Origin of the sequence: Pseudobutyrivibrio sp. OR37 (assembly GCF_900113655.1) — a bacterium.
Lineage (GTDB): Bacteria > Bacillota > Clostridia > Lachnospirales > Lachnospiraceae > Pseudobutyrivibrio.
This window is the reverse complement of record NZ_FOQF01000025.1, coordinates 17,812-42,246: the sequence shown is the minus strand read 5'-3', so window position 1 is coordinate 42,246 and position 24,435 is coordinate 17,812. Positions and strand designations below refer to the sequence as shown.

The window sequence follows — 24,435 nt, the reverse complement described above, 5'->3', positions numbered from 1 at the left end:
TCTTTAAGGCTTTTTATGCTATTTTACAACTCTAACTTTGATTACTCCGTCAACCTGCTCAATCTCTGAAATAACCTGGTCAGAAAGCTTGCTTCCTAAATCAAGAAGTGTATATGCGAAATCTCCGCGACTCTTGTTGGTCATGTCTTCTACGTTTACATTTTCCTTACTAAGGATAGATGTAAATGCAGCAATCATACCTGCCTTGTTTTTGTGAAGGATAGCCACGCGGCTTTCTGCCTTGCAAACACCCATATCGCAATCAGGATAATTAACAGAATGGGTAACGTTACCATTTTCCATGTAATCCATGATTTCTTTAACAGCCATTATTGCACAGTTATCTTCTGCCTCTTCTGTTGATGCACCAAGATGTGGTGTGCAAATAACCCCTGGCTTGCCAGCAACTGTAGGATTTGCAAAATCTGTAACGTATTTACGAATCTTACCAGAATCAATTCCATTTAAAACAGCCTGCTCATCTACAAGAAGGTCTCTAGCAAAATTAAGAATAACCACACCCTTTTTCATAGCCTGAACAGCTTCTTTATTAATCATTCCCTTTGTTGTATCTGTAAGTGGAACGTGAACTGTAATGAAATCACATTCCTTGTAGATATCTTCAACGTTTGTAACGTGCTTTACATTACGTGAAAGATTCCATGCGGCATTTACTGAAATGTATGGGTCGAAGCCAAGTACTTCCATGCCAAGACGTGTTGCATCATTGGCCACCTTAACACCGATTGCGCCAAGGCCGATTACGCCCAGCTTTTTGCCTGCAATTTCTGTTCCTGCGAAAGCCTTTTTAGCCTTCTCTGCAGTCTTTCCGATGTTCTCATCATCCTTGTTTTCGCTAACCCACTCTATACCACCTACGATGTCACGGCTTGCAAGAAGCATTCCAGCAAAAACCAGCTCCTTAACACCGTTTGCGTTGGCACCTGGTGTGTTGAATACAACGATACCTTCCTCTGCACATTTTACAAGAGGAATATTGTTGACGCCTGCGCCTGCTCTGGCAATACACTTAAGATTCTTGCCAAGCTCCATGTCATGCATTGCTGCAGAGCGTACAAGACATGCATCTGCTTCGCAGATAGTCTCAACCTTTTTATAATCTGTAGAAAAATTAACTAGTCCCTTATCTGAAATCGGATTCAAACAATTATATGTAAACATTAGGCATTCTCCTCCTCAAACTTACGCATAAACTCAACCAACTTTTCTACACCCTCGATAGGCATAGCGTTGTAGATAGATGCACGCATACCACCTACAGTTCTGTGGCCTTTAAGGTTTACGAAGCCTGCTGCTGTAGCTTCCTTTACAAACTTTGCGTCTAACTCTTCGTTGCCTGTAACGAATGGCACGTTCATTAAAGAACGGTCTTCCTTTCTAACAGTGCCCTTGAAAAGCTTTGAAGAATCAAGATAATCATAAAGAATCTTGGCCTTTTTCTCGTTGAGTGCCTTCATTGCTGTAAGGCCGCCATTCTTGAGTAACCACTTAAATACCTTGCCGCAAATATAGATATCGTAGCATGGAGGTGTGTTGTACAAGCTGTCATTGTCTGCCTGTGTCTTGTACTTAAGCATGGTAGGTGTTCCAGGAAGTACATCGTCGCGGATTAAATCCTCACGGATAATTACGATAACCATACCTGCTGGTCCTACGTTCTTCTGTACGCCGCCATAGATGATGCCGTATTTATTAACATCAACTGGCTCAGATAAGAAGCATGAACTAACATCAGCTACCAAATCTTTTCCCTTTGTATTTGGGAGAGTCTTGAATTTAGTACCGTAGATTGTATTGTTTTCACAGATGTAAACATAATCCATATCATCAGTGATAGGAAGGTCGGAACAGTCTGGAATGTAGCTGAAGGTCTTGTCAGCTGATGAAGCAAGCTCTACAGCCTCGCCGTACATCTTTGCTTCTGCAAAAGCCTTCTTTGCCCACTGACCTGTGATGATATAGCCAGCCTTTTTATTTTTCATAAGGTTCATTGGAATTGCTGCAAACTGCTGGCTGGCGCCACCCTGAAGGAACAATACCTTGTAATTATCAGGGATGTTCATAAGTGTACGAATATCAGCCTCTGCCTCTTTGATGATTTCATCAAATACCTTGCTTCGGTGGCTCATCTCCATTACAGACATTCCACATCCTCTGTAATCAAGCATCTCCTCTGCTGCTTCCTTTAATACCTCTTCTGGTAAAACTGCTGGTCCTGCACTAAAATTGTAAACTCTACTCATTACTCTTTTCTCCTTTGTCTAAGGTTAATCTTCATTAAAGAATTCGTTAATAGGTGCTCCCGGTGCTACCATTGGCCATACCTTGTCATCTGAATCGATGATACAGTCAATGAGCACTGGGCTCTCGGAGGACAGTGCCTCCTTAAGTGCCGACTTGAATTCTTCCTGAGTTGTAACTCTGATTCCCTTAGCCCCCATCGCCTCTGCAAGCTTTACATAATCTACCCCGTCGTCTAAAACTGTTGCAGAATAGCGTTTTTCATAAAAGATGGTCTGCCACTGACGAACCATTCCAAGCACGTGGTTATTGATAATGATTTCCACGATTGGAAGCTTCTCTCTAGCAGCTGTTGCCATCTCATTCATATTCATTCTGAAGCAACCATCACCAGCAATATTGATTACTTTCTTATCAGGGTTTCCTGTTGCCGCACCGATAGCAGCACCAAGGCCGTAGCCCATGGTTCCAAGACCGCCTGATGTAAGCAGCTGATGTGGCTTTTTGAATTTATAATATTGAGCAGCCCACATCTGATTCTGGCCAACCTCTGTGGTGATGATTGCATCACCCTTTGTCTGGCGATAGGTTTCAGCTACAATAAACTGACCTGAAAGACCATTTTGGGGAATGGTAAGTGGATTATCATTTGAAAGCTGTTTAACATGTTCCACCCACTTATCATGCTTTTGTTGGTCAAGCTCCTTGTTAATTCTAGATAAAATCTCTTTAACATCGCCTATTACAGCGTGGTCTGTCAAAATATTTTTATTTATTTCTGCTGGATCAACATCGAACTGAAGAATCTTTGCATTGCTGGCAAACTTATCTGGATTGCCAAGAACTCTATCAGAAAATCTTGTTCCAACAGCGATAAGCAAATCGCATTCAGAAACGCTAAGATTTGAAGCCTTGCAGCCATGCATTCCAAGCATTCCTGTGTATTTTTCATCTGTTCCGTTGAATGCGCCCTTTCCCATAAGAGTATCGCAAACTGGTGCATCAACAAGCTCTACAAACTTCTTTAATTCCTTTGCTGCATTTGCAAGAACTGCACCACCACCAACGAAGATCACTGGCTTTTTAGCCTTCTTAATCATGCTGATAGCCTGAGCGATTGCATCTGGAGTAATGTTTTTCTTTACTCTACCTACTGGGATAGGCTTCATTGGCATATATTCACATTTATTAGAAGGAGCTGTAACATCCTTTGGCACATCAATAAGAACTGGACCTGAGCGACCTGACTGTGCAATAGTAAATGCACGGCGGATTGTCTCTGCCAAATCCTTGATATCCTTCACAATAAAATTATGCTTTGTGATAGGCATTGTGATGCCAGTGATATCTATCTCCTGGAAGGAATCCTTTCCAAGCAAAGGCACTGCAACGTTACAGGTAATCGCAACGATTGGAACAGAATCCATGTGGGCCGTAGCTATACCTGTCACCAGATTTGTTGCTCCAGGGCCGCTAGTTGCAAGGCACACACCTACCTTACCTGTTGAACGGGCATAGCCATCTGCTGCGTGAGCTGCGCCCTGCTCGTGGCTGGTAAGCACATGATGAATCTCATCCTGATGCTTATAAAGCTCATCATACAAATTAAGGATTGCACCGCCTGGATACCCAAAAACTGTATCCACTCCCTGCTCCTTTAAACATTCTATAATTATTTCTGAACCGTTTAATAACATATATAATCTCCTAGTCCTCTATAATTCCGGTGTACGAAGGATTGCTCCGCGGTTGCCGCTAGTAACCTGTGCTGCGTATCTTCTTAGGTAGCCTGTTGTAACCTTAGGCTCACGTGGTTGCCATTTTGCTTTGCGGGCAGCTAGTTCTTCGTCACTTACCTTTAGTGTCATGGTGTAATTTGGTATGTCGATGGCGATGATGTCGCCTTCTTCTACTAGGGCGATTGGTCCGCCTACGGCTGCTTCTGGGGAAACATGTCCGATGGAAGCTCCACGGCTGGCTCCTGAGAATCGTCCGTCTGTAATGAGGGCAACTGATGAGCCAAGTCCCATACCAGCAATAGCTGATGTAGGATTAAGCATCTCTCTCATACCTGGGCCACCCTTTGGTCCTTCGTAGCGGATGACTACTACATCTCCCTCTACGATTTTGCCACCCTTTATGGCTGTGATAGCATCTTCCTCTGAGTCAAACACTCTGGCTGGACCTTCGTGTACAAGCATCTCTGGCACTACTGCGCTTCGTTTTACAACAGAACCGTCTGGTGCAAGATTTCCCTTGAGGACTGCAAGTCCACCAGTCTTTGTATATGGATTGTCCACAGGTCTGATTACCTCTGGATTTCTGTTTACTGCATTTTTAATATTTTCTCCAACAGTCTTTCCTGTAACTGTCATGCAATCTGTGTTAAGTAAGCCGATATCTGCAAGCTCCTTCATAACAGCCCACACACCGCCTGCCTCGTTAAGGTCTTCCATGTATGTAGGACCTGCTGGTGCAAGATGGCAAAGGTTTGGAGTCTTTTCAGAAATAGGATTTGCAAATTCGATATCGAAATCAAATCCGATTTCATGAGCGATAGCTGGCAGGTGAAGCATTGAATTGGTAGAGCATCCAAGTGCCATATCTACTGTAAGGGCGTTAAGGATTGCATCCTTTGTCATAATCTGACGAGCTGTGATGCCCTTGTTATACATATCCATAACAGCGTAACCAGCGTGCTTTGCAAGACGAATTCTTTCTGAGTAAACTGCTGGGATTGTACCGTTTCCTCTAAGACCCATTCCAAGTGCCTCTGTAAGGCAGTTCATGGAATTGGCTGTGTACATACCTGAGCAGCTTCCGCAGGTAGGGCAAACATTTTCTACGTAATTTTCAACATCCTCTTCTGTCATTGTGCCAGCTGCATAAGCACCAACTGCCTCAAACATAGAAGAAAGTGAACGCTTCTGACCACCTACATGGCCTGCAAGCATTGGGCCGCCTGATACAAAAACTGTAGGAAGATCAAGGCGGGCTGCTGCCATCAGAAGTCCTGGCACGTTCTTGTCACAGTTTGGAACCATAACAAGTGCATCAAACTGATGTGCAAGTGCCATACACTCTGTTGAATCTGCAATTAAATCACGTGTTACAAGGGAATATTTCATTCCAATGTGTCCCATGGCAATACCATCACATACGGCGATTGCCGGGAAAACTACTGGAACACCGCCTGCTTCGGCTACGCCTAGCTTTACGGCATCCACAATCTTATCAATATTCATATGGCCTGGTACGATTTCGTTGTACGAGGATACGATACCAACCATTGGCTTTTTCATTTCTTCTGGGGTAAATCCCAGTGCATTAAACAAACTTCTCGCTGGCGCCTGCTGCATGCCAGCTCTAGCATTGTCACTTCTCATTTGTTGACTCCTTTCATAGCCTTCCCCCTCTGGGGGAAGGTGGATGCGAAGCAGACGGATGAGGGTCTCATTTATATCCCCCCTCATCAGTCACCTGCGGTGACAGCTTCTCCCCCCAAGGGGCGAAGCCTTTTTATAGTCTTTCTACAATCAAGTCTCCCATCTCCACGGTGCCTACCTGCTTTACGGTGCTGCCGTCGCGGGGCATGATGTCGATGGTGCGGTAGCCGTCCTTAAGCACCTGCTTTACTGCCGCTTCGATGGCATCTGCTTCAGCGTCTAGGTCGAAGCTGTAGCGAAGCATCATGGCTGCGGATAGGATTGTGGCTATCGGATTGGCGATGCCCTTTCCTGCGATGTCAGGGGCGCTGCCGCCTGATGGCTCGTAAAGTCCAAACTTTGTATCATTAAGTGATGCAGATGACAGCATTCCGATGGAACCGGTAACCATGGATGCTTCATCGCTTAAAATATCTCCGAACATGTTCTCTGTAAGAATTACATCGAACTGGCCTGGGTCCTTGACTAGCTGCATTGCGCAGTTATCAACAAGCATGTGCTCATAGGCAACCTCAGGGTAATCTGCTGCTACCTCCTCAACAATCTTTCTCCAAAGACGTGAACTATCTAGCACGTTGGCCTTATCAACAGATGTAACCTTTTTCCTGCGCTTCATGGCAATATCAAAGCCGCGCTTTGCAATACGTCTGATTTCAGTTTCTGAATATGTAAGAGAATCTCTGGCAACAAGCTGACCATTTTCTTCTTTTGTGGAACGCTCTCCAAAATATAGACCACCAGTGAGCTCTCGCATAATCATCATGTCGAAGCCCTCTCCAATGATATCGTCCCTAAGTGGGCACGCTTCCTTTAATTCTTCATATAAATATGCTGGTCTAAGATTTGCGAAAAGATTGAGGCTCTTTCTAAGCTTAAGCAAGCCTGCCTCTGGGCGCTTATCTGCTGGTAGCTTGTACCATGGACTGGTAGATGTGTTGCCACCTATTGAACCCATCAACACTGCATCAGAGGCCTTTGCCGCCGCTATTGCCTCATCTGTAAGAGGCTCACCTGTAGCGTCGATTGAGCAACCTCCCATAAGAATCTCAGTATAATTGAACTGATGACCAAACTTAGTGCCGATGGCATCAAGCACTTTTACCGCCTCGGTTACTATCTCTGGTCCAATTCCGTCTCCTTTGATTACGCCAATGTTGTAAGTCATGATTATCCCTTCCCTTTATAAAAACCATTTTAAATAGTTTATCGCACTAAAGTGTGAAATTCAAGAATTACCACATCTTTTTAATAACTTTGACAAAATAGCATAAATACTTCTAATATATATATGGAGAGTTTAGTAAACTTTACCACTTTAAAGTGCAAAAATAATATTACTAATCACATAAATACTTAGGAGACATAAATGAGTTCAAAGGACAAGGTCTTAGAATTATTGGAGAATAACAAAACAGAATATATCTCTGGGGAAGCTATCGCATCCCAGCTTGGGCTTTCGAGAAATGCCATTTGGAAGGCCATCAATGAGCTTCGCAAGGCTGGATATAAAATAGAAGCAGTTAGCAATAAGGGCTACATGCTTGGAGAAGATAACGATATTATTTCTGCCCAGGGCATTGCTTCCTATATAACATCTGGCAGCCAGGATAATGGATTGATAGATAAATTTCATATATATGATACGGTGGATTCCACCAACAAGCTGGCAAAGGAAATGGCTATCGCTGGGGCCGAGCATGGTACTCTTATTGTAGCCAATACTCAGGGCACTGGCAGGGGGCGTAAGGATCATAGCTTTTACTCTCCTAAAGGCGGCATCTATATGAGCATCATATTATCACCTGAAAAGCTTGATAGCCTTAAGCCAGATGATATTACACTACAGGTTGGAAGCGCTGTTTGCCAATCTATTGAACAGCTTTGCAAGGTCAAGCCTGCTATCAAGCCTATCAATGACCTATTCGTAGATGGCAAAAAAATCTGCGGCATCCTTACTGAAGCCGGCACGGAATTTGATTCGGGACTGGTTCAGTGGATTGTTGTAGGCATCGGAATAAACTTTGATTCTGATTTGTCAGCATTTCCAAAAGAGCTTCAAGATATTGTAGGCTCGCTGTTTAAGCCAGGACAGGCCAGTGTTTCCAAGAATCAGCTGATTGCTGAAATATACAATAGAATCGTTAAATAAAATCAGGCCACAGCTTCTGCTGCGGCCCTTTCATTTTTAGCATATTCTTTACTTTAACAATGTATTTAATATTCCTCTAAACAGCTGGGCGCCTGTGTTGCCGCCAAGTGTCTGACCGAACTTTCCGCCTAGCTGCTTGCCCACCTTCTTGCCAACCTCTCGGCCAACAGTTCCTGCCACAGTAGTTCCTACAGATTTTGCTGCTCGCTTTCTGCGATTAGCTTCCTTTTCTGCTTCTTTGGCAGCTGCTTTTTCAGCGGCGGCCTGTTCCTTTGCGGCAGCCTTTGCAGCTTCTGCATCAGCCTTGGCTTTAGCCTCTGCTTCTGCCTTTTCGACTCCCATTCTGGCAAGCAGCTCGAAAGCCGATTCGGCATCATAGCCATTAGCATATTTAGAATAAAGAAGGCTGGCTTTAATTGCAGCATCTCTTTCTGAATCCGAGATTCCTCCCATCTGTGACTGAGGTGGCAAAATATCAACCTGCTCCACCACTGCTGGTGTGCCATCCTCCTGAAGGAAGGATGCTACTGCCTCGCCTGTTCCAAGGGCTTCTATTACATCAGCTGTTTTGAAGGCAGGATTCTCACGGAATGAATCTGCTGCTGCCTTAACAGCCTTTTGGTCTGAAGGTGTGTAAGCATGAAGGGCATGCTGCACCTTGTTTCCAAGCTGCGCCAAAACCCCATCAGGAATATCCCTAGGATTTTGTGTTACGAAATATATGCCAATTCCCTTTGAGCGAATCAGCTTAACTACCTGCTCTATCTTATCCAAAAGTGGCTTTGGTGTGTCCTTGAAAAGCAGATGGGCCTCGTCAAAGAAGAATACCATCTTTGGCTTGTCCAAATCTCCCACCTCTGGCATGGTTTCAAAAAGCTCTGAAAGCATCCACAGCAGGAAGGTGGAATAAAGTGTGCCATTGTTGATAAGGCTTTGGCTGTCTAAAATGTGAATCATGCCCCTGCCCTGCTCGCCTACCGTGAACCAGTCACGGATATCTATTGCAGGCTCACCGAAGAACTGGTCTCCACCAGCCATTTCAAGTGCCACTACTGCACGCTGTATAACGCCGATGCTTTGCTTGTTAAGAGTTCCGTAATCATCCTCGAAATCTTTATTATTATCTGCCACGTAATTTAACATGGCCTTTAAATCCTTTGTGTCAATCAGGGCAAGATTGCTTTCGTCGGCAATCTTAAAAATAATAGAAAGGATGCTGCTTTGATTTTCGTTCAAATCAAGGATTCTTGAAAGCAGCAATGGCCCCATTTCTGTGATGGTAGTGCGGATTTGGATACCGTTTTTACCAAACACGTCCCACAGGGTAACTGGATATTTGTGATATTCAAACCCCTGGGTGGCCAAGCCGAATTTTGTGATGCGCTTTTGCATATCCTCGCTGTCCTTGCCAGGATTAATCATGCCAGCAATATCGCCCTTAACATCAGCCAGGAAAACTGGTACACCCATATCTGAAAATGACTCCGCCATCACCTTAAGAGTGATAGTCTTTCCTGTGCCGGTAGCGCCAGCTATAAGTCCATGCCTGTTTGCCATCTTAGGCAAGATATACACTGGTTCGCCCTCTTTAGTGTTTGCTAGCCAAACTTTACCATCTCTAATCATAATCACCCTCCAATAAAATATCCCCTGCTATACTTCTTCCACATAGCTTACAAAATCTAAATTGTTAAGTGTTTCTAAAAGCTCCTGATGAGAATGTCTCCCCCCGAAATCAAGCTCTATCATCAGTGCGGTGTCAGTGCCCAACAAGGTCTTATCCTTTGTTTTGTTCATGCTGGAGATTTGATAGCCCATCTCTGCAAATTTCTTTCTAAGCTTTTTCACACCGTTGTTCTCCTCCACCTCAACATATACGCTGACATAACGGCTGTATTCTTCCACCTTCTGACTGACATGTACCAAAATCACATTGGCTGTCATTACCAGTACAAAGCATACTAATCCTACAAACAGATAGCCAGCTCCAAAGGCCATTCCCATGCAGGATGCCACCCAAAGGGAAGCCGCAGTGGTAAGACCTTTAATCTGGTTACGGCCAGTCACAATGATTGTGCCGGCACCAAGAAATCCGATGCCGCTTACAACTCCCGCAGGAATACGGCTAACATCTGCATTTAAATCAGGCAGGTATGATAAATAAATATTCAATACCGTTGCAACTGCAGAGCCTAAACTAACAAGAGAGAATGTGCGGATGCCAGCACTGTGGCGTCTAACCACACGCTCCCATCCAATTAAGCTTCCACAAAAGGTCGCTAAAATCAGACGGATTGCTACTGCTCCATCGCTCATTCCCTCTAAGTAATCAAATATCGTATTTACCATAAACACCCCCCGTAGCATTATGACAATCTTATCTTTTTAGCGAAATCCAATCCGTCCTCTGTTCTTTGAGCTATCAGAAGAGGTCTGTTGCCTTTTATCTGCATAATGTAATCCAGACATTTAGCTCTAAGCTCTTCATCCATTCCTTCAAATGGCTCGTCCAAAACTATGAAATCAGCAGGAACAAAGAATGCTCTGGTAAGCTCCACCAAACGTCTTTCAACAGATGTCAGCTCACCAACCGGAATCTCCAATCTGTCCTCAGGAAGGAAGCGCGACAGCTCCTCTGCTGCTCTTCCCTTGCTGGCCCATCTGTGTGCCTTTTTAACATTCCAGGTAGCGCTTTTCTTAAGATTAAGCTGGCCATCCTGGGAAACGTAGGCGCTGTGAAGTGTAGGATATTTGTAATCTCCCATTCGTGCCACGCTTCCTTCGTCAGGATTTTCTAATCCCATGAAAATCTTTAGAGCGGTGGTTTTGCCTGAACCTTCGTCCCCAACGAAGGCATAGCATCTGCCATCTTCTATTTCCACCTTTAAGTTATCAAGAACCTTTTTGCCGTTGTATGATTTAGTTATGCCATCTAGTATGATTGTCATTTTGTAAAAACCTTCTATTTCTAATAATTATCTAGCCTCAATATTTTCTACGATAAAATCTGTGCATCGATTAAGCTTTAGATTATCGCTTCCGCATTTTGGACAACTTCCTTTAAATTCATGTCTGGTAAATGTAGCACCACAATCCTTGCAAAGCACTGTGGATTCCTTTACCTTAGCGTCTACCTTTACCCCATCAAGTGGTGTCCCCTCGCTCATTACCTGCAAATATTCCTCGATAATCTCTGGTACATAATCGCACTGGTCACCAATAAGTAAATGAATCTTCTCCACCTTCTCTACATCATTGGCCTCAGCCTGCTTTTTTACCAAGTTAAAAACATATTCTGTTACTGCTAATTCGTGCATATCTTCCTCGTTGCTAGTTATTTAATATCGCATTTGCGATATCATGTCTCATATATTTATTTTCGAAATCAATCCATTCGGTAGCTTCATAAGCCTTTGCACGAGCCTCTACTAATGTATCGCCAAGTGCTGTAATGCCAAGCACACGTCCTCCGTTTGTGACAATCTCGCCCTTATCGTTAAAGGCAGTGCCAGCGTGGAAGCAGAAATAATCCTTGTTGTTGAACTTGTCAAAGCCTGTAATAGGAAATCCCTTCTTGTAAGAAACTGGATAACCCTCAGAAGCAAGTACTACGCAAACTGCTGCTTCATCAGAAAACTGTAGATCGATTTCATCAAGCTTACCATCAATGCAAGCTTCCATTACATCGATTATATCATTTTTTAGTCTAGGTAACACTACCTGTGCTTCTGGATCTCCAAATCTTGCATTATATTCAAGAACCTTTGGGCCATCCTCTGTAAGCATCAAACCAAAGAAGATAACTCCCTTGAACTCTCTTCCCTCAGCCTTCATAGCATCTACTGTAGGCTGGAAGATATTCTTCTGGCAGAATTCCTCTACCTCTTTTGTGAAGAATGGAGATGGCGAGAAGTTACCCATACCACCTGTGTTAAGGCCAGTATCCCCATCACCTGCACGCTTATGATCCTGCGCAGATGACATAATCTTTACTGTGTTTCCATCTACAAATGAAAGTACAGAAACCTCGCGACCTGTCATGAACTCTTCGATAACCATTGTGTTGCCAGCGTTTCCAAACTTCTTGTCCTGCATGATTTCTGCAACACCTGCTACCGCCTGCTCATGATTCTCACAGATAAGCACCCCCTTACCAAGTGCAAGGCCATCAGCCTTCAATACGATTGGGTATTTTGCTGTTTCAAGGTACTTTAAGGCAGCCTCTGGGTCTGTGAAATTCTCATAGCCCGCTGTTGGGATATTATATTTCTTCATTAAATCCTTTGAGAATGCTTTTGAACCCTCAAGGATAGCCGCATTCTTTCTAGGGCCAAAGCATCTAAGACCAGCCTTTTCAAATTCATCAACTACGCCACCTACAAGTGGATCATCCATGCCGATGATTGTAAGGTCAATCTCCTTTTCCTTGGCAAAGGCAACAAGCTTGTCGAACTCCATTGCCTTTATATCTACGCATTCTGCAAGCTCCGCAATACCTGCATTTCCTGGTGCGCAGTAAATCTTGTCTACCTTCTGGCTTCTTGAAACCGCAAGTGCAATTGCATGCTCACGTCCGCCGCTACCTACTATTAAAACTTTCATGTATTCTCCTCCAATATTTGCTCCTTTACCACTAGCGCTTCTGTCTGTACCGGGTGGTAGTGGTAATTTTTTGCTGGGTTACCACTAGTATTTCTATTTTTGCTGGGTGCTAGTGGTAATTTTTGCTAGGTTACCACTAGCATTTCTATTTTCGCTGGGTGCTAGTGGTAATCTCTGTTTGGTTTACCTCTAGCAGCTTAGATTTTCAGCTTCACTAGTGGTAATTTGCTTTTTCTTTACCTCTAGCTTTTCCATTTTAACTGGGTGGTAGTGGTAATCTCTCTATTTTTACCACTGGATTTTGCACTAGCTGGGTCACAGTGGTAATTTCTCTCTTACTTTACCACTGTATTTCGCGCTGACTGATTTGCAGTGGTATTTTCCCGCTTGCTTTACCACTATATTTCATGTCTTTCTTCTTACAGTGGTAATCCTACTCTTTTTTTACCACTGCATTTCGTGCCTTTTCTCTTACAGTGGTAATCCTACTCTTTTTTTACCACTGCATTTTCTATCTTTCTTCCTACAGTGGTAATACATTTATTTTGCAGCGATATGTACCTTGCCATCTACCACGCTGACACATCCACGCGCAATTAGGTCTATGGCGCGTGGCATGATAATCCACTCGGCTTGCTCCATGACACGACGCTGGAGGATTTCAGGAGTGTCGCCTTCTAAAACCTCGACAGCCTTCTGCAAGATGATTGGGCCAGTGTCGGTGCCTTCATCCACGAAGTGGCATGTGGCGCCGGTGACTTTTACACCGCGGGAGAGAACCCCCTCGTGTACCTTTAAGCCATAGTAGCCTGTGCCACAGAAGCTTGGTATCAGGGATGGATGGATATTGATGATTCTGTTCCTATACTGGCGAATCATTTCCTCTGGAATCACCACTAAGAATCCTGCCAGCACTACTAAATCTACATTATAAGAATTAAGCTTCTCAAGAAATGCTTTGTTGAATTCATCGCGGGATGCATAATCCTTTGGGCTGATGCACACGCCTTCGATTCCGGCTTTTGCTGCACGCTCTAGGGCGTAGGCATTTTTATTATTTGAGATTACAACTGCAATCTCAGTATTGTGAATCTCACCTGATTCAATTTTATCAATAATTGCCTGGAGGTTTGTGCCACCGCCAGACACACATACAGCAATTTTCATCTATTCTCCAAATCCGGCTACTTCTTACGCTCACAATCATTATATTTCTCCGGTCATCTAACACGATTCCCTTGAGAAATATAATAGATTGTTAGCTAGAAGTTGCCTAAGTTATACTTATATGCAATTAAAGGCGATTATACGAGGTCTACGCCCTTTTCGCCGTCGATGATTTTACCAACTACGTAAGGTGTGTCGCCTGCTGAGCGCATAGCTTCCATTGTCTTATCAACATCTGCTGGGTCAACTGCAACAATCATACCAAGGCCCATGTTGTAGGTGTTGTACATCATCTGTTCTGATACGTTACCCTTAGCAGCCATAAGCTTGAAGATTGCAGGAACTTCGTAAGAATTTTTCTCTACAACGGCGCGCTTTCCTTCTGGAAGCATACGTGGAATATTCTCGTAGAAACCACCGCCTGTGATGTGTGAGCAAGCCTTTACGCGAACGCCTGCATCCTTTACAGCCTTGAGAGCCTTAACGTAAATACGTGTTGGAGCGATAAGTGCTTCGCCAAGTGTGCAACCCAATTCATCATAATATGTGTCAAGACTTTCCTTTGTCATATCGAAAATCTTTCTTACAAGAGAGAAACCATTTGAATGAACACCAGTAGATGCCATACCGATAAGCACATCACCATCCTTAAGATTCTCGCCTGTGATGATGTCCTTCTTATCTACGATACCTACTGCAAAGCCTGCAAGGTCGTACTCTTCCTCTGGCATAAGACCTGGGTGTTCTGCTGTCTCGCCACCTACAAGTGCGCATCCTGACTGCTTACAGCCCTCTGCAACACCGCTAACGATTGTAGCAATCTTCTCAGGGATGTTCTTACCGCATGCAATATAATCTAGGAAGAACAGAGGCTCACCACCTGCGCATGCAACATCATTTACACACATTGCAACTGCATCGATACCGATTGTATCGTGCTTATCCATAAGAAATGCTAGCTTAACCTTTGTGCCACAGCCATCTGTACCCGATAAAAGTACTGGCTCATCCATATTCTTAATAGCGCTTAAGTCGAAGGCTCCTGAAAAACCGCCAAGGCCGCCGAGGACCTCTGGGCGCATAGTGCCCTTCACAAACTTTTTCATGAGCTCCACTGACTCATATCCTGCCTCAATATCCACTCCTGAACTCTTGTAATCCATGTTTCTCTCCTTTTTACATTACTTATAATCCGCTTGTACAATTTTGTCTTTCTAAGCTCCCGCAAGCCATCTCCCATACTGCGCTAGGCAACCTCCCGCTCCGCGGTTCCTTCCTAGCTTGCATGGGGCCCTCTTGCTCGCGCCTTCCAACTTGGTTTAGTACAAGCTCATTAAAAATTTATAAATAAAAGGAAACCCTTTTTTATAAGAGTTTCCTTCTACGTATCTAAGATAAGAAGGCACGATAGCCTTCGCTTTGTAATTTTGCGTCCTTTGATTCTACGGACTCCTTCTGCTCTACGATGAAATCGTGGAGTTTGCCTGCTAGGGTTGAATCTGTCATGGCAAGCATTTTAACTGCAAGAATGCCTGCGTTGGCGCCTCCGTTGATTGCTACTGTAGCTACAGGAACTCCTGTTGGCATCTGAACGATTGAGTAGAGGGAATCCACTCCACCTAAATCGCTAGTCTTCATAGGGATGCCGATAACTGGGCCTTCGAAGATGGCTGCACACATGCCTGGAAGATGTGCAGCTTTGCCTGCACCTGCGATGATGCACTGCACCCCACGGTCCTTTGCAGTCTTTGCGTACTCCACAAAGATGTCTGGTTCGCGGTGAGCTGAGATTATACGAACCTCGTAATCAATCCCAAACTGCTCCAAAACTTCGATAGCCTTTGCCATAATAGGCATGTCGCTATCACTACCCATAACTACACTTACTTTTGCCATAACATATCCTCCTAGTCTATATCCCGCCAGTTACGGCAACAAGCATTAGTGTTTCTACGCTCCGCATAGGAAGCTTCGCTTAAGAAACCTAATAGCTTGTTACCTACTGGCTATTTATACTTGGTCTAACCACCGACTCGCGCCGTCCACGTCTACGACCTGGGCCATTTACGAATCGAGAACCTTATTCAGCTCCTCGGTGCCAGGGATTACGAAGCGGCCCTGGCGAATGACATCGAGAGTGCGGCCATCCGCTGTGTGGACTGTAATGTCACCTAGCTCGTAATAAGGTATTGTTATATCTGTGTGGCAATTGAAATATGCCTTTGAAATATCTTCATTTCTTAGGAGTGAGCATGAATTGTCGCGGGCGATGCATTCCTTGCCGTCTGGATTGTACATTGGTACATCCTCTGCGTGTGAATAGCAGGTATCACCTACTGCGAAGTGAGGGCCTGTCTTTTCAGCGATAAGGATTGGAAGCTTGTCGGCGATGCCATACTTCTGTCCCATGACAAATGCTCTTGTGTTTGTTCCGATGGCGAACTCTCCCATTGGAAGGGTGTCATGCTTGAACAATACGTTATCATATATGTATTTCTTGTTTTCTTCTTCTGAATCAAAATTGCTGCATGTGTATGAAACAATTTTGCCTTCCTCAAACTTAAGCTCAAGGTTACGGTAACCAAGCTCGTTAAGGTAAACCTGAGTAACGTGAAGCACACCGTTTGTACCTTCAAGCTCAGGAGATGTGAACACTTCACCAACAGGGATGTTTACATCAGCTACGCAGTTTTCGAAGTTGGTCTGTTTTGCAGGATTATCAAGATGATGAAGCTTTACAGTGATGTCTGTGTGGTTGTCGCCACGTCCTGTAATGTGAACAGTTTCACCCTGATCAAGTACATCGATGATGTGCTGCTGGATGTTCTTGTAAAGCTCGTAATCCATTGTATTTACTGCAACTGTTTCGTTGAAGATTTCGTTAAAGTCCTTGCCGATTTCTGGTATCGGATATGCGATAATTGTGAAGCTGCGCTCCTCGCCATGGATGTATTCGTTTGTAATCTGTCCATTCTGGCTGGCAAAATAAACGTTAAGCTCGTTCTGCTTATCGCTGTATTTTGCATTAGCATCGTGGTTAACTGGCTCGAATGGCTTCTCACCGAAGGTTTCGATAACAGCTGGGCCACCAAATACTGCTGCAAGCTCCTTGTTCTTTTCGAAGGTATTCTTAAGAACCTCAAGCATTCTGTCTGCCATACCCTTGTCCCAGTAGTATGCTCTGTCATCCTTGTGGTCGTATTCGCACTGCTTGTTAGGAACTGATGAATAAAGGTTGCGTGATGTCATACCACCAAATCTAACTGTAGATGCAAGACCTGCCTCGTCGAAAAGACGGATAGCTTCGCGAGTCATAAGCTCGAAACCAACTGGTGCATGAACACCAACAGTATCCTTAATAGTGATATCCTTGCCTGTAACCTCAAAGCCCTTGATGTATCCTTCTACATAGGTGCGTGCCATAGCAACAACATCCTCGTGAGGAAGACTACGTAAATGAGCTGCAATCTTTCTTTCATTTGGTCCGATGTACATACCATATTTGTACATGTATCTGTCATCAGACAAATCATCCTTCATGATGATGTTTCTATAATAATCGTAGTCTGCATCAATCATGCTGATAATGCTCTCAGACATAAATAACTGAGAGTAATCATGCTTTGCAGAATACATAGCATCAAGGATGCCTTCTTTGCGATATTTGTCCTCTTCCTCCATCTGGCACTCGCCATAAACCTGAAGGAATAATTCTGCGTAGATAGTAAACTTATCAAGACGACCTGCGAAGGCTGCCTCGATGATGTTTGTCATCTCGTAGAAAATAGCAGAAAGTGGGCCACCTAATTCCTGACCAAGCTCTGCCACTGCGTATGTAGGACAAAGGAAGCTGTTTTTGTAGGTATCCTCACCATAGATAGCAAATACAGCATCATTGTCTTTTTCACATTCTGTGATAGTACGATCAAAAAGTGTACCATCAGCTGCCTTATTCATAATAGGAAGAACTGTCATGAAAAAGTCTGCTACCTGATTGAAATAAGCCTGAAGCTTTTCAGGTAAATCATGGTCTTCCTTTATAGTAGAGATGCGCTCTGTTGCAAGCTGGAAACGCTCTAATATATCATCTGTTTGCTGATAAAATGTTTTGCTCATAATTAACCTCTTATAATCCCCACAACAAGTGTGGCCATCCAAACAATCATAACAACGCTGCTAATAGCAAGGCAGGTTGCTCTGTATTTTAACTCTGTTTTCGTTTTCATCTGACGGATATTATAAATCAGTGCACAAAATGCAACTAAAAAGCCTAATGTTCCAAGGCCTCCCAGCCACTTTGGAGTCTCTCCTGAAAGGTAAACAGAACCAACCATAATGGCAACATATAAAACTAATGTGCCCAGTGAAACACCTGCTGCATACATGGCCTCTACTGGAAGTGCCTTCAGCTGATTTCCATAAGAGCTGCGTCTGTGAAAACGTCCTCTACCTATACTCATTATTTAACTCCGTATTCCTCATAATATGCATCAATACGTGACTTCATTTCGTCGTCGATAACGACACGTCCCTGGCACTGTCTGTCCCAAAGATGTTCTACTACCTCGTCCATTGAAACGATGGCAGCTGTCTTAAAACCGTATGTATCAGCAACTTCATCAAGTGCTGTCTTGCTTCTGTCTCCTGAAAGACCGAACTCCTGACGATTAAGAGAAACCATAAGACCAACGATTGTAACATCTCCCTGGGCGCGAACGATTGGAACTGTTTCTTCCATGCTCTTACCAGATGTTGTAACATCCTCTATCATAACTACTCTGTCGCCATCCTGTATCTTGTAACCTAAAATGCCGCCCTTATCAGCGCCGTGGTCCTTTTCTTCCTTACGATTGCTGCAATATTTAACTTCCTTACCGTACAATCTGTGGAATGCCTCTGCTGTGATTACAGCAAGAGGGATGCCCTTATAAGCTGGGCCAAAGAGGACATCGAAATCCTCTCCATAAGCATCGTGAATAGCCTTTGCATAATACTCGCCAAGGCGCATTAGCTGACTACCTGTAACGTATGCTCCTGCATTCATAAAAAAAGGAGACTTACGCCCTGACTTCAATGTAAAATCACCGAACTTTAGGACGTCTGCCTCCACCATAAACTCTATAAATTCTGACTTGTAGCTTTCCATAAACGATTCTCCTTCGTTACAAACAGATTAATTTTCAAAACCTTTCCGATTGTAACATAAGAAGGAGTGCTTTTCAATGATAAAGCACTACATTATTATAAGAAATGGCACTATTCACCTATCTTTAAAAAGCCACAACAATCTGTTTTTCTTTTATTGAAAGAATGTCAGTAAAGAATTAATCAACAAATATGTTGCACATACATTTAAGATTTCTTTAGTTGTTTTTTTACCACAAAAGCATTACTCTAGTGGTCGTGAGGGAATAAAATTATGCCTAAAAATAAGGAGCGTTTGAAAATGAAAAAAAGAATAATCGTATTATCTATGATTTTCTGCATGGGATTAGCTACAATCGCCTGTGGAAAGCAGGATTCTGCACCAGAGACATCTGAGCCTGTAGAATCTGTAGAACAGCCTGTGGAAGATACTGTTTCAGAAGAATCAACAGAGGATGTAGAAGAAGACTCTGAAGACGCAGCGCAGACAGAAGTATGGTGCGGATATCTAGAAGCATCAAATAAGGAGCTCAGCGGTGAGCCTGATGAGTATGGCGTTATACGTGCAATAATTTATGATGCACATTTAGATGGAGACACATTTACACTAGAAGGTACTTTAAACTTCAAGAATGATATGTCTCAGGACCCAATCGGAATGGTTCCTGGTGATGTAAATACATTTAAAGTTGATGAAAACACAAAATACCTGTTATATGGTGGTGAATCTGGTCCCGAGGAAAAGACACGTGAAGAGTTTGAAGAAATATTCAATGGTCTACTAGATTCCGGCCTATTCTTTGAAGTAGAAATCGAAAACGGTGTTGCAAAAACTGTAAATATTCGTTCATAAATAAAAGCACTCAGCAAGGACTAGGCAAAATGCCTAGTCCTTACTTTCGTGTCATATTTCTACACCTTCTATTTCTTTTACTTTTCATGCCTCATAATTTAGCAAGAATCTACGCTATCTTCCAGCTGACAGCCTTCTTACGTCCACTTACAAATTTCTTGTAGATCCCATCCTTCGCCATAAGCTCGTCGTGTTTACCCTGCTGCACGATTTTGCCCTTATCAATTACTACGATTTGGTCGGCATGTCTTACAGTCTTTAATCTGTGGGCAATCATGATGATTGTCTTTTCCTTAGTGAGATTTTCGATTGCCTCTGTAAGATCCTTTTCATTTTCTGGATCCACATTAGCGGTGGCCTCATCCAAAATGATGATTGGCGCATCCTTCATAATGGCTCTTGCAATGGCGATTCTCTGCTTTTCTCCACCTGATAATGTGGCACCGCCCTCCCCCACAACTGTCTCATATCCATTTGGAAGTGACATGATAAAATCGTGGCAGCAGGCCTTCTTTGCTGCAGCAATTACATCCTCCATGGAAGCTTCAGGACGGCCAAATCTGATGTTGTTTGCGATGGTATCTTCAAATAGATAAACTCGCTGGAAAACAAAGCTAAAGTTTTCCATCAATGAATCAAAGCTATAATCCCTTACATCTCTTCCACCTAAGGTGACCTTTCCAGATTTTACATCCCAAAATCTTGCAATCAGGGATGTTATAGTGGTTTTACCACCACCGGATGGGCCAACAATAGCTGTAGTTGTTTTCTCTTTGATATCTAAAGTTACATCATCAATAATGGTTCTATCTTCATAGGCAAAGCTGACATGTTCAAGATGAATGTCACGGTTTGAAGGATGAATTTCCTCACCATTAATATCCATCTGCTCAACTTCCATAATCTCATTTACCATATCAACGCCTTTTCCAATGATTCTGATAAGAGCTGTGTAAGTTCCTGCCAAATCAAGGGATTCAAAGATAATGAATGCACAAAGCATCATTGTGATGCAGTATGTGAGCTTCATGGTGCCATTCAGATAAAAAGCAATTGATGCGCCTGCAATTACTACTCCCGCAAGCTTACAGATGAGCATCTGCACGCCTACCAAAGGAATGGCTGCAATCTCCGCTTTGATATCAGCCTTTGTTTTTCTTTCGATTGCTTTATTGAGTCTTGCGTTGTTCATGGAGATTATGTTGTAGTTTCTGATTTCTGCAATGCCCTGGATGAACTCAAGAATTACGCCAACCATGTCCTTATCTGCCTCAATTTTCTCAGGAGCAACCTTCTCTACGCTCTTGTTTGTAAACTGATTGAAGATAAAGAAAATCAGGATAACAGCAACACATATCAAGCCGATTCGCACATCGAAAATAAACATGCCAAGGCTAACGATAGCTGTTGTAATTGTGCCCTGCATTACTAATATTATTGCGCGGGTTGCTATATCTCCGGTCTGCTCCAAAATATTGGTGGTAACAGATGTGATATGCCCAAGGCTTGTATCATTAAAATATCCCATTGGCAAATATCTGAGATGCTCGCCAATTTCGATTCGCTTGCCAGCGCAGGTCCTATAGCCTCCTTCTGTTAGAAGCATCTGATAGAACCTATTTATAACCATCAATTGCAAAATAAGCTGCAGGAATTTTCATGCCTGTAAATATTGCATCAAGAACACCGAATGCAATTGATATATAAAACTTTTTTCTGTTTTCTTCGTTGCAAAATTTGAAAAATTTCATCAGAATTTTAAGCATGAGCGGCCTCCCTTCTAGCTTCAGAACCCATGACTGAATCCACTCCGTCATCATCCTTCGACATGGTGTGTGCCTCCCACATATTTCTGTAGAGAGGACAATCAGCTAGGAGCTGAGCATGGGTGCCTTTTGCCTCCACATTTCCCTCATTTATAACGAAAATCTTATCCACATCCATGATGGTTGAAAGTCTATGAGCAATAACGATAAGTGTCTTGCCCGCAACAAGCTTTGCCACACTTTCCTGTACCAGCGCTTCGTTTTCTGGATCCGTATATGCGGTAGCCTCATCCATAATTACAACCGGTGCATCTTTAAGCATTGCTCGTGCTATACAGATTCTCTGTCGCTCTCCCCCTGATAGATGTCCGCCTGAGCCACCAACTATGGTATCGTAGCCATTTTCAAGGCCAAGGATGAATTCATGGCATCCAGTAGCTTTCGCTGCGGCGATAACCTCTTCATCTGTTGCACCTGCCTTGCCCAATCTGATATTTTCCATTACAGACATATCAAACAGATAGTTGTCCTGGGCAACATAAGCAATCTGACTTGTGTAATAATCAAGCGGAAGTTCCTTAATATCCACTCCGCCAAAAGTGATGGTGCCTTCATTCACATCCCACAGTGAATCAATGAGACGGGCAATGGTGCTCTTTCCTGAACCGGAAGGTCCCACAAATGCGTTAACCTCACCTTGCTTGATATCCATATTCAGTCCATGCAAAATCTCCTGATCCTTGTAAGAAAAATGCACATTTCTGAGAGAAATATCAGCGCCAACTGGCTGCTTTGTAAGAGTACCAGGTCTCACCATATCTTCTCTTTCAATGATTTCTGTGACTTCCCCAAAGATTGCCTGCATTTTCATAATGTCGTCCATGTATGAAAAGGCAATCATCAAAGGTCCCATGAGACCTGCTGAGAGAATAACTGATGTGATGAAATCTTCTGGAGTCATGCTACCATTTTTCACTAAAAGCAAACCAACTGGAAGTATTCCAAGGAATGTAGCAGGTGTAAAGGCAAAGCATCCTGCCTGGAACCAGATACATTTTCTCATCCAATTGATGAAGCAATCTGCCCCTTCTTTTGCAGCAAGTACGAATTTCTCATAGGAGCTTCCTGTCTTACCAAAGGCTTTGATAACCTCAATACCATTGATATATTCAACAGCTGTATCATTTAAATATTTAGTTTTTTGTATCGTATATTCGAATTCACCCTGACTTCGGGTCATCATACCAGCTACAAAACATAAACCGATTGCAACTGAAATGAGATTTGCTAAGCCCATGCGCCAATCCAAAACAAGAATGTAAATGAACATGACTATAGGCAACAAGATATTTGCTGTAAACTCAGGCACAATATGAGCCAAAGTTGTTTCCATAGAATCAACGCGCTCTACAATAATATTTTTGTAGGCACCACTGTTGTCGTCCAAAACCGAACCAAGGGGAATGGTTGAAAGCTTCTTGCAAAGCTGAGTTCTAATCCCGCCTAATACGTTGAATGTGGCAATGTGGGACAATGTTGTAGATGTTGAGTGAAGCGCAACTCTAAGAATCCAACATAACGCCATCATCAAAATCAGTGGCATGTAATGGCTGAAATCCATATCCTTTGATAAAAGCATTCCAACGATCTTTGCAATTATCAAATATGGAATAAATGACATGGCAACACCTATAATAGCAAGTAGCACACTACCGATGTAATAACTCTTCTTTCTCCCTGCAAATTGAATTACCCAGGAGAATGTACTTCTTTTTTTCATATAGTCCTCCTTCTTGGAACTCATTAAACCACGAGATTTATTTATCTCGGTTATATATTACTACTTCGCGTTAGCTATGTCTAACTCTTTTTTATAAAAATAGAGCCTCCACAAAGGAGACTCTATTATTACTTCTTCGAATATAAATATGCTGCAATCGCCGAAACACAAGGCACTGTGCCGATGATTCCGATGGAACCTGCGATGGCTCTAATCATTTCAATAGCAACAAAATCGGTATTTACCAACTGGATGAATGAAACACCATAGGAATATATAAGCACCATCATATTAAGTGCCCCACCCACATAAGCAAGCACAAGTGTGTTTGCCATGGTTCCCATTGCATCACGGCCAATGTTCATGCCTGCCGCAAAAAGCTCCTTAAAGCCAAGCTTTGAATTGGCTTCGTGGATTTCTCCTATTGCAGATGATATAGACATGGCAATATCCATTACTGCACCGATGGCTGCTATAAGAATACTGCTTATAAACAAGCCCCTAAGCTGAATTGGGTAGCTTGATTTAACAAGAAGCAGTGCCTCTGCCTCATCCATCTGGAAGGTGGTTACACCGCCTATGTGTGCTGCTGTGGCTCCAAGAAGTGCCGCAATAAGTACTCCTGCTAGACTACCAAGGGCTGCTGCAATAGTCTTCTTTTGAAGACCGCCGATAAGCAAATAGCACACTGCCGAGGTAACAAATACGATTGCTATGGTAAGTGGTATTGGCGCTACTCCCTTAAGTGTAAGAGGAAGAAGCACAAACACAATCACAAGCACTGTGTACACAAGACCTAAAAATGCCTTCAAGCCCTGCTTGCCACCAAGTGCAATAAGAACTATCGCAAATACGATAACAAGTCCAATCATCAGTGGCACTCTATCGTAATTATAGATGCTGACTGTGTACTCATGTTTTCCCGTAGTATCGATTCGTACGCTTACCCTGTCTCCCTTTGACACATCCACATTGTAAAGGGCACTGTAGTAATTGGTAACATGGCACACATCACCCTTGTAGCGGCCAGTCAAAAGCTCTACCTCAAGGTCGGTGTCTCCCTTTTTTACATTTTCTGTTTCTTCATCAACTGTCGTATTATCCTCTAATACAGAAAGAACTCTAGCGGTTTCGAATTCAACGCCAGAGTCCTCTGTAATAGTGTATGTAGGCTTGTCAGCATTAGCGTATAAAATTACGCCAATGCTTAAACCTACAAATAATACGACTGATACAATTTTAATAATCAGTTCGTTTTTCATTTC

General features: G+C 43.2%; 20 protein-coding genes and 1 pseudogene. 2 read left to right on the top strand and 19 right to left on the bottom strand.

The window, feature by feature from the left end; genetic code table 11:
• Positions 1-18 precede the first annotated feature (18 nt).
• The 5 genes from BM097_RS11890 to leuB form a co-directional block, all read right to left on the bottom strand.
• Positions 19-1,182 carry a phosphoglycerate dehydrogenase gene (locus BM097_RS11890; RefSeq protein WP_090549958.1) on the bottom strand — a complete coding sequence of 388 codons (1,164 nt, stop codon included), beginning with the start codon at positions 1,180-1,182 and terminating at the stop codon, positions 19-21.
• Entirely contained in the window at positions 1,182-2,264 is a 1,083-nt protein-coding gene (gene serC, locus BM097_RS11885) for a 3-phosphoserine/phosphohydroxythreonine transaminase (RefSeq protein ID WP_090549955.1), read from the bottom strand. Before serC ends, BM097_RS11890 begins: the two co-directional genes overlap by 1 nt.
• 24 nt (positions 2,265-2,288) lie before the next feature.
• A complete protein-coding gene (ilvB, locus tag BM097_RS11880) occupies positions 2,289-3,959 on the bottom strand; it encodes a biosynthetic-type acetolactate synthase large subunit (protein ID WP_090549952.1) in 1,671 nt (556 codons plus the stop codon).
• 18 nt (positions 3,960-3,977) lie between these two features.
• Positions 3,978-5,648, bottom strand: coding sequence for a dihydroxy-acid dehydratase (ilvD, locus tag BM097_RS11875; protein ID WP_090549949.1), 1,671 nt, complete (start codon positions 5,646-5,648; stop codon positions 3,978-3,980).
• 133 nt (positions 5,649-5,781) lie between these two features.
• Positions 5,782-6,873: a 3-isopropylmalate dehydrogenase gene (gene leuB, locus BM097_RS11870; protein ID WP_090549946.1), complete on the bottom strand. Its 1,092-nt coding sequence runs from the start codon at positions 6,871-6,873 to the stop codon at positions 5,782-5,784.
• Between the two features lie 201 nt (positions 6,874-7,074).
• Between leuB and BM097_RS11865 the strand changes: the two genes are divergently transcribed.
• On the top strand, positions 7,075-7,857 hold the full coding sequence (locus BM097_RS11865) for a biotin--[acetyl-CoA-carboxylase] ligase (protein ID WP_090549943.1): 783 nt from the start codon (positions 7,075-7,077) through the stop codon (positions 7,855-7,857).
• Positions 7,858-7,905: 48 nt separating this feature from the next.
• On the opposite strand, the gene BM097_RS11860 is transcribed toward BM097_RS11865, so the two are convergent.
• The 11 genes from BM097_RS11860 to pyrE all read right to left on the bottom strand — a co-directional run bounded on the left by BM097_RS11860 (position 7,906) and on the right by pyrE (position 18,772).
• The gene (locus tag BM097_RS11860) at positions 7,906-9,483 is read right to left on the bottom strand and encodes a helicase HerA-like domain-containing protein (RefSeq protein WP_090549940.1); all 1,578 of its coding nucleotides are present in this window, start codon (positions 9,481-9,483) and stop codon (positions 7,906-7,908) included.
• A gap of 27 nt (positions 9,484-9,510) precedes the next feature.
• Positions 9,511-10,206 carry an MgtC/SapB family protein gene (locus BM097_RS11855; protein WP_090549937.1) on the bottom strand — a complete coding sequence of 232 codons (696 nt, stop codon included), beginning with the start codon at positions 10,204-10,206 and terminating at the stop codon, positions 9,511-9,513.
• 17 nt (positions 10,207-10,223) lie between these two features.
• Entirely contained in the window at positions 10,224-10,805 is a 582-nt protein-coding gene (locus BM097_RS11850) for an ABC transporter ATP-binding protein (protein WP_090549935.1), read from the bottom strand.
• 27 nt (positions 10,806-10,832) lie between these two features.
• Complete coding sequence (locus BM097_RS11845) at positions 10,833-11,174, bottom strand: hydrogenase maturation nickel metallochaperone HypA/HybF (protein ID WP_028243060.1); 342 nt, start codon at positions 11,172-11,174, stop codon at positions 10,833-10,835.
• A gap of 13 nt (positions 11,175-11,187) precedes the next feature.
• The gene (gene purD, locus BM097_RS11840) at positions 11,188-12,459 is read right to left on the bottom strand and encodes a phosphoribosylamine--glycine ligase (RefSeq protein ID WP_090549932.1); all 1,272 of its coding nucleotides are present in this window, start codon (positions 12,457-12,459) and stop codon (positions 11,188-11,190) included.
• A gap of 540 nt (positions 12,460-12,999) precedes the next feature.
• Positions 13,000-13,626: a phosphoribosylglycinamide formyltransferase gene (purN, locus tag BM097_RS11835; protein WP_090549929.1), complete on the bottom strand. Its 627-nt coding sequence runs from the start codon at positions 13,624-13,626 to the stop codon at positions 13,000-13,002.
• A 137-nt stretch (positions 13,627-13,763) separates the two neighbouring features.
• Positions 13,764-14,789: a phosphoribosylformylglycinamidine cyclo-ligase gene (gene purM, locus BM097_RS11830; protein WP_090549926.1), complete on the bottom strand. Its 1,026-nt coding sequence runs from the start codon at positions 14,787-14,789 to the stop codon at positions 13,764-13,766.
• A gap of 226 nt (positions 14,790-15,015) precedes the next feature.
• On the bottom strand, positions 15,016-15,522 hold the full coding sequence (gene purE, locus BM097_RS11825) for a 5-(carboxyamino)imidazole ribonucleotide mutase (RefSeq protein WP_090549922.1): 507 nt from the start codon (positions 15,520-15,522) through the stop codon (positions 15,016-15,018).
• 168 nt (positions 15,523-15,690) lie between these two features.
• Complete coding sequence (locus BM097_RS11820; RefSeq protein WP_090549918.1) at positions 15,691-17,742, bottom strand: aminopeptidase; 2,052 nt, start codon at positions 17,740-17,742, stop codon at positions 15,691-15,693.
• 2 nt (positions 17,743-17,744) lie between these two features.
• A complete protein-coding gene (locus tag BM097_RS11815; RefSeq protein WP_090549915.1) occupies positions 17,745-18,086 on the bottom strand; it encodes a hypothetical protein in 342 nt (113 codons plus the stop codon).
• Positions 18,086-18,772 carry an orotate phosphoribosyltransferase gene (pyrE, locus tag BM097_RS11810; RefSeq protein WP_090549911.1) on the bottom strand — a complete coding sequence of 229 codons (687 nt, stop codon included), beginning with the start codon at positions 18,770-18,772 and terminating at the stop codon, positions 18,086-18,088. Before pyrE ends, BM097_RS11815 begins: the two co-directional genes overlap by 1 nt.
• A 300-nt stretch (positions 18,773-19,072) precedes the next feature.
• Here pyrE and BM097_RS11805 point away from each other — a divergent pair, with 300 nt between their 5' ends.
• Positions 19,073-19,624 (top strand): hypothetical protein, encoded by a 552-nt coding sequence (locus BM097_RS11805; protein ID WP_143084987.1) that lies wholly within the window; start codon positions 19,073-19,075, stop codon positions 19,622-19,624.
• Positions 19,625-19,733: 109 nt separating this feature from the next.
• Here BM097_RS11805 and BM097_RS11800 read toward each other — a convergent pair.
• The 3 genes and pseudogenes from BM097_RS11800 to BM097_RS11790 all read right to left on the bottom strand — a co-directional run bounded on the left by BM097_RS11800 (position 19,734) and on the right by BM097_RS11790 (position 24,432).
• Positions 19,734-21,390: pseudogene (locus BM097_RS11800) on the bottom strand (ABC transporter ATP-binding protein).
• Positions 21,383-23,170, bottom strand: a complete 1,788-nt coding sequence (locus BM097_RS11795; protein ID WP_090549905.1) for an ABC transporter ATP-binding protein — start codon at positions 23,168-23,170, stop codon at positions 21,383-21,385. The pseudogene BM097_RS11800 and the gene BM097_RS11795 overlap by 8 nt, the downstream one beginning before the upstream one ends.
• A 128-nt stretch (positions 23,171-23,298) precedes the next feature.
• Complete coding sequence (locus tag BM097_RS11790) at positions 23,299-24,432, bottom strand: YibE/F family protein (RefSeq protein WP_090549902.1); 1,134 nt, start codon at positions 24,430-24,432, stop codon at positions 23,299-23,301.
• Positions 24,433-24,435 lie beyond the last annotated feature (3 nt).

Excerpts from the sequence above, each read along its gene's own strand:
- BM097_RS11855 (WP_090549937.1), bottom strand. The coding sequence starts at position 10,206 with ATGGTAAATACGATATTTGATTACTTAGAGGGAATGAGCGATGGAGCA.
- BM097_RS11815 (WP_090549915.1), bottom strand. The coding sequence starts at position 18,086 with ATGAGTATAGGTAGAGGACGTTTTCACAGACGCAGCTCTTATGGAAAT.
- BM097_RS11865 (WP_090549943.1), top strand. The coding sequence starts at position 7,075 with ATGAGTTCAAAGGACAAGGTCTTAGAATTATTGGAGAATAACAAAACA.
- BM097_RS11890 (WP_090549958.1), bottom strand. The coding sequence starts at position 1,182 with ATGTTTACATATAATTGTTTGAATCCGATTTCAGATAAGGGACTAGTT.
- BM097_RS11845 (WP_028243060.1), bottom strand. The coding sequence starts at position 11,174 with ATGCACGAATTAGCAGTAACAGAATATGTTTTTAACTTGGTAAAAAAG.
- BM097_RS11850 (WP_090549935.1), bottom strand. The coding sequence starts at position 10,805 with ATGACAATCATACTAGATGGCATAACTAAATCATACAACGGCAAAAAG.
- BM097_RS11860 (WP_090549940.1), bottom strand. The coding sequence starts at position 9,483 with ATGATTAGAGATGGTAAAGTTTGGCTAGCAAACACTAAAGAGGGCGAA.
- purM (WP_090549926.1), bottom strand. The coding sequence starts at position 14,789 with ATGGATTACAAGAGTTCAGGAGTGGATATTGAGGCAGGATATGAGTCA.
- purE (WP_090549922.1), bottom strand. The coding sequence starts at position 15,522 with ATGGCAAAAGTAAGTGTAGTTATGGGTAGTGATAGCGACATGCCTATT.
- BM097_RS11790 (WP_090549902.1), bottom strand. The coding sequence starts at position 24,432 with ATGAAAAACGAACTGATTATTAAAATTGTATCAGTCGTATTATTTGTA.
- ilvD (WP_090549949.1), bottom strand. The coding sequence starts at position 5,648 with ATGAGAAGTGACAATGCTAGAGCTGGCATGCAGCAGGCGCCAGCGAGA.
- BM097_RS11820 (WP_090549918.1), bottom strand. The coding sequence starts at position 17,742 with ATGAGCAAAACATTTTATCAGCAAACAGATGATATATTAGAGCGTTTC.
- BM097_RS11795 (WP_090549905.1), bottom strand. The coding sequence starts at position 23,170 with ATGAAAAAAAGAAGTACATTCTCCTGGGTAATTCAATTTGCAGGGAGA.
- BM097_RS11805 (WP_143084987.1), top strand. The coding sequence starts at position 19,073 with ATGAAAAAAAGAATAATCGTATTATCTATGATTTTCTGCATGGGATTA.
- purN (WP_090549929.1), bottom strand. The coding sequence starts at position 13,626 with ATGAAAATTGCTGTATGTGTGTCTGGCGGTGGCACAAACCTCCAGGCA.
- ilvB (WP_090549952.1), bottom strand. The coding sequence starts at position 3,959 with ATGTTATTAAACGGTTCAGAAATAATTATAGAATGTTTAAAGGAGCAG.
- purD (WP_090549932.1), bottom strand. The coding sequence starts at position 12,459 with ATGAAAGTTTTAATAGTAGGTAGCGGCGGACGTGAGCATGCAATTGCA.
- pyrE (WP_090549911.1), bottom strand. The coding sequence starts at position 18,772 with ATGGAAAGCTACAAGTCAGAATTTATAGAGTTTATGGTGGAGGCAGAC.
- serC (WP_090549955.1), bottom strand. The coding sequence starts at position 2,264 with ATGAGTAGAGTTTACAATTTTAGTGCAGGACCAGCAGTTTTACCAGAA.
- leuB (WP_090549946.1), bottom strand. The coding sequence starts at position 6,873 with ATGACTTACAACATTGGCGTAATCAAAGGAGACGGAATTGGACCAGAG.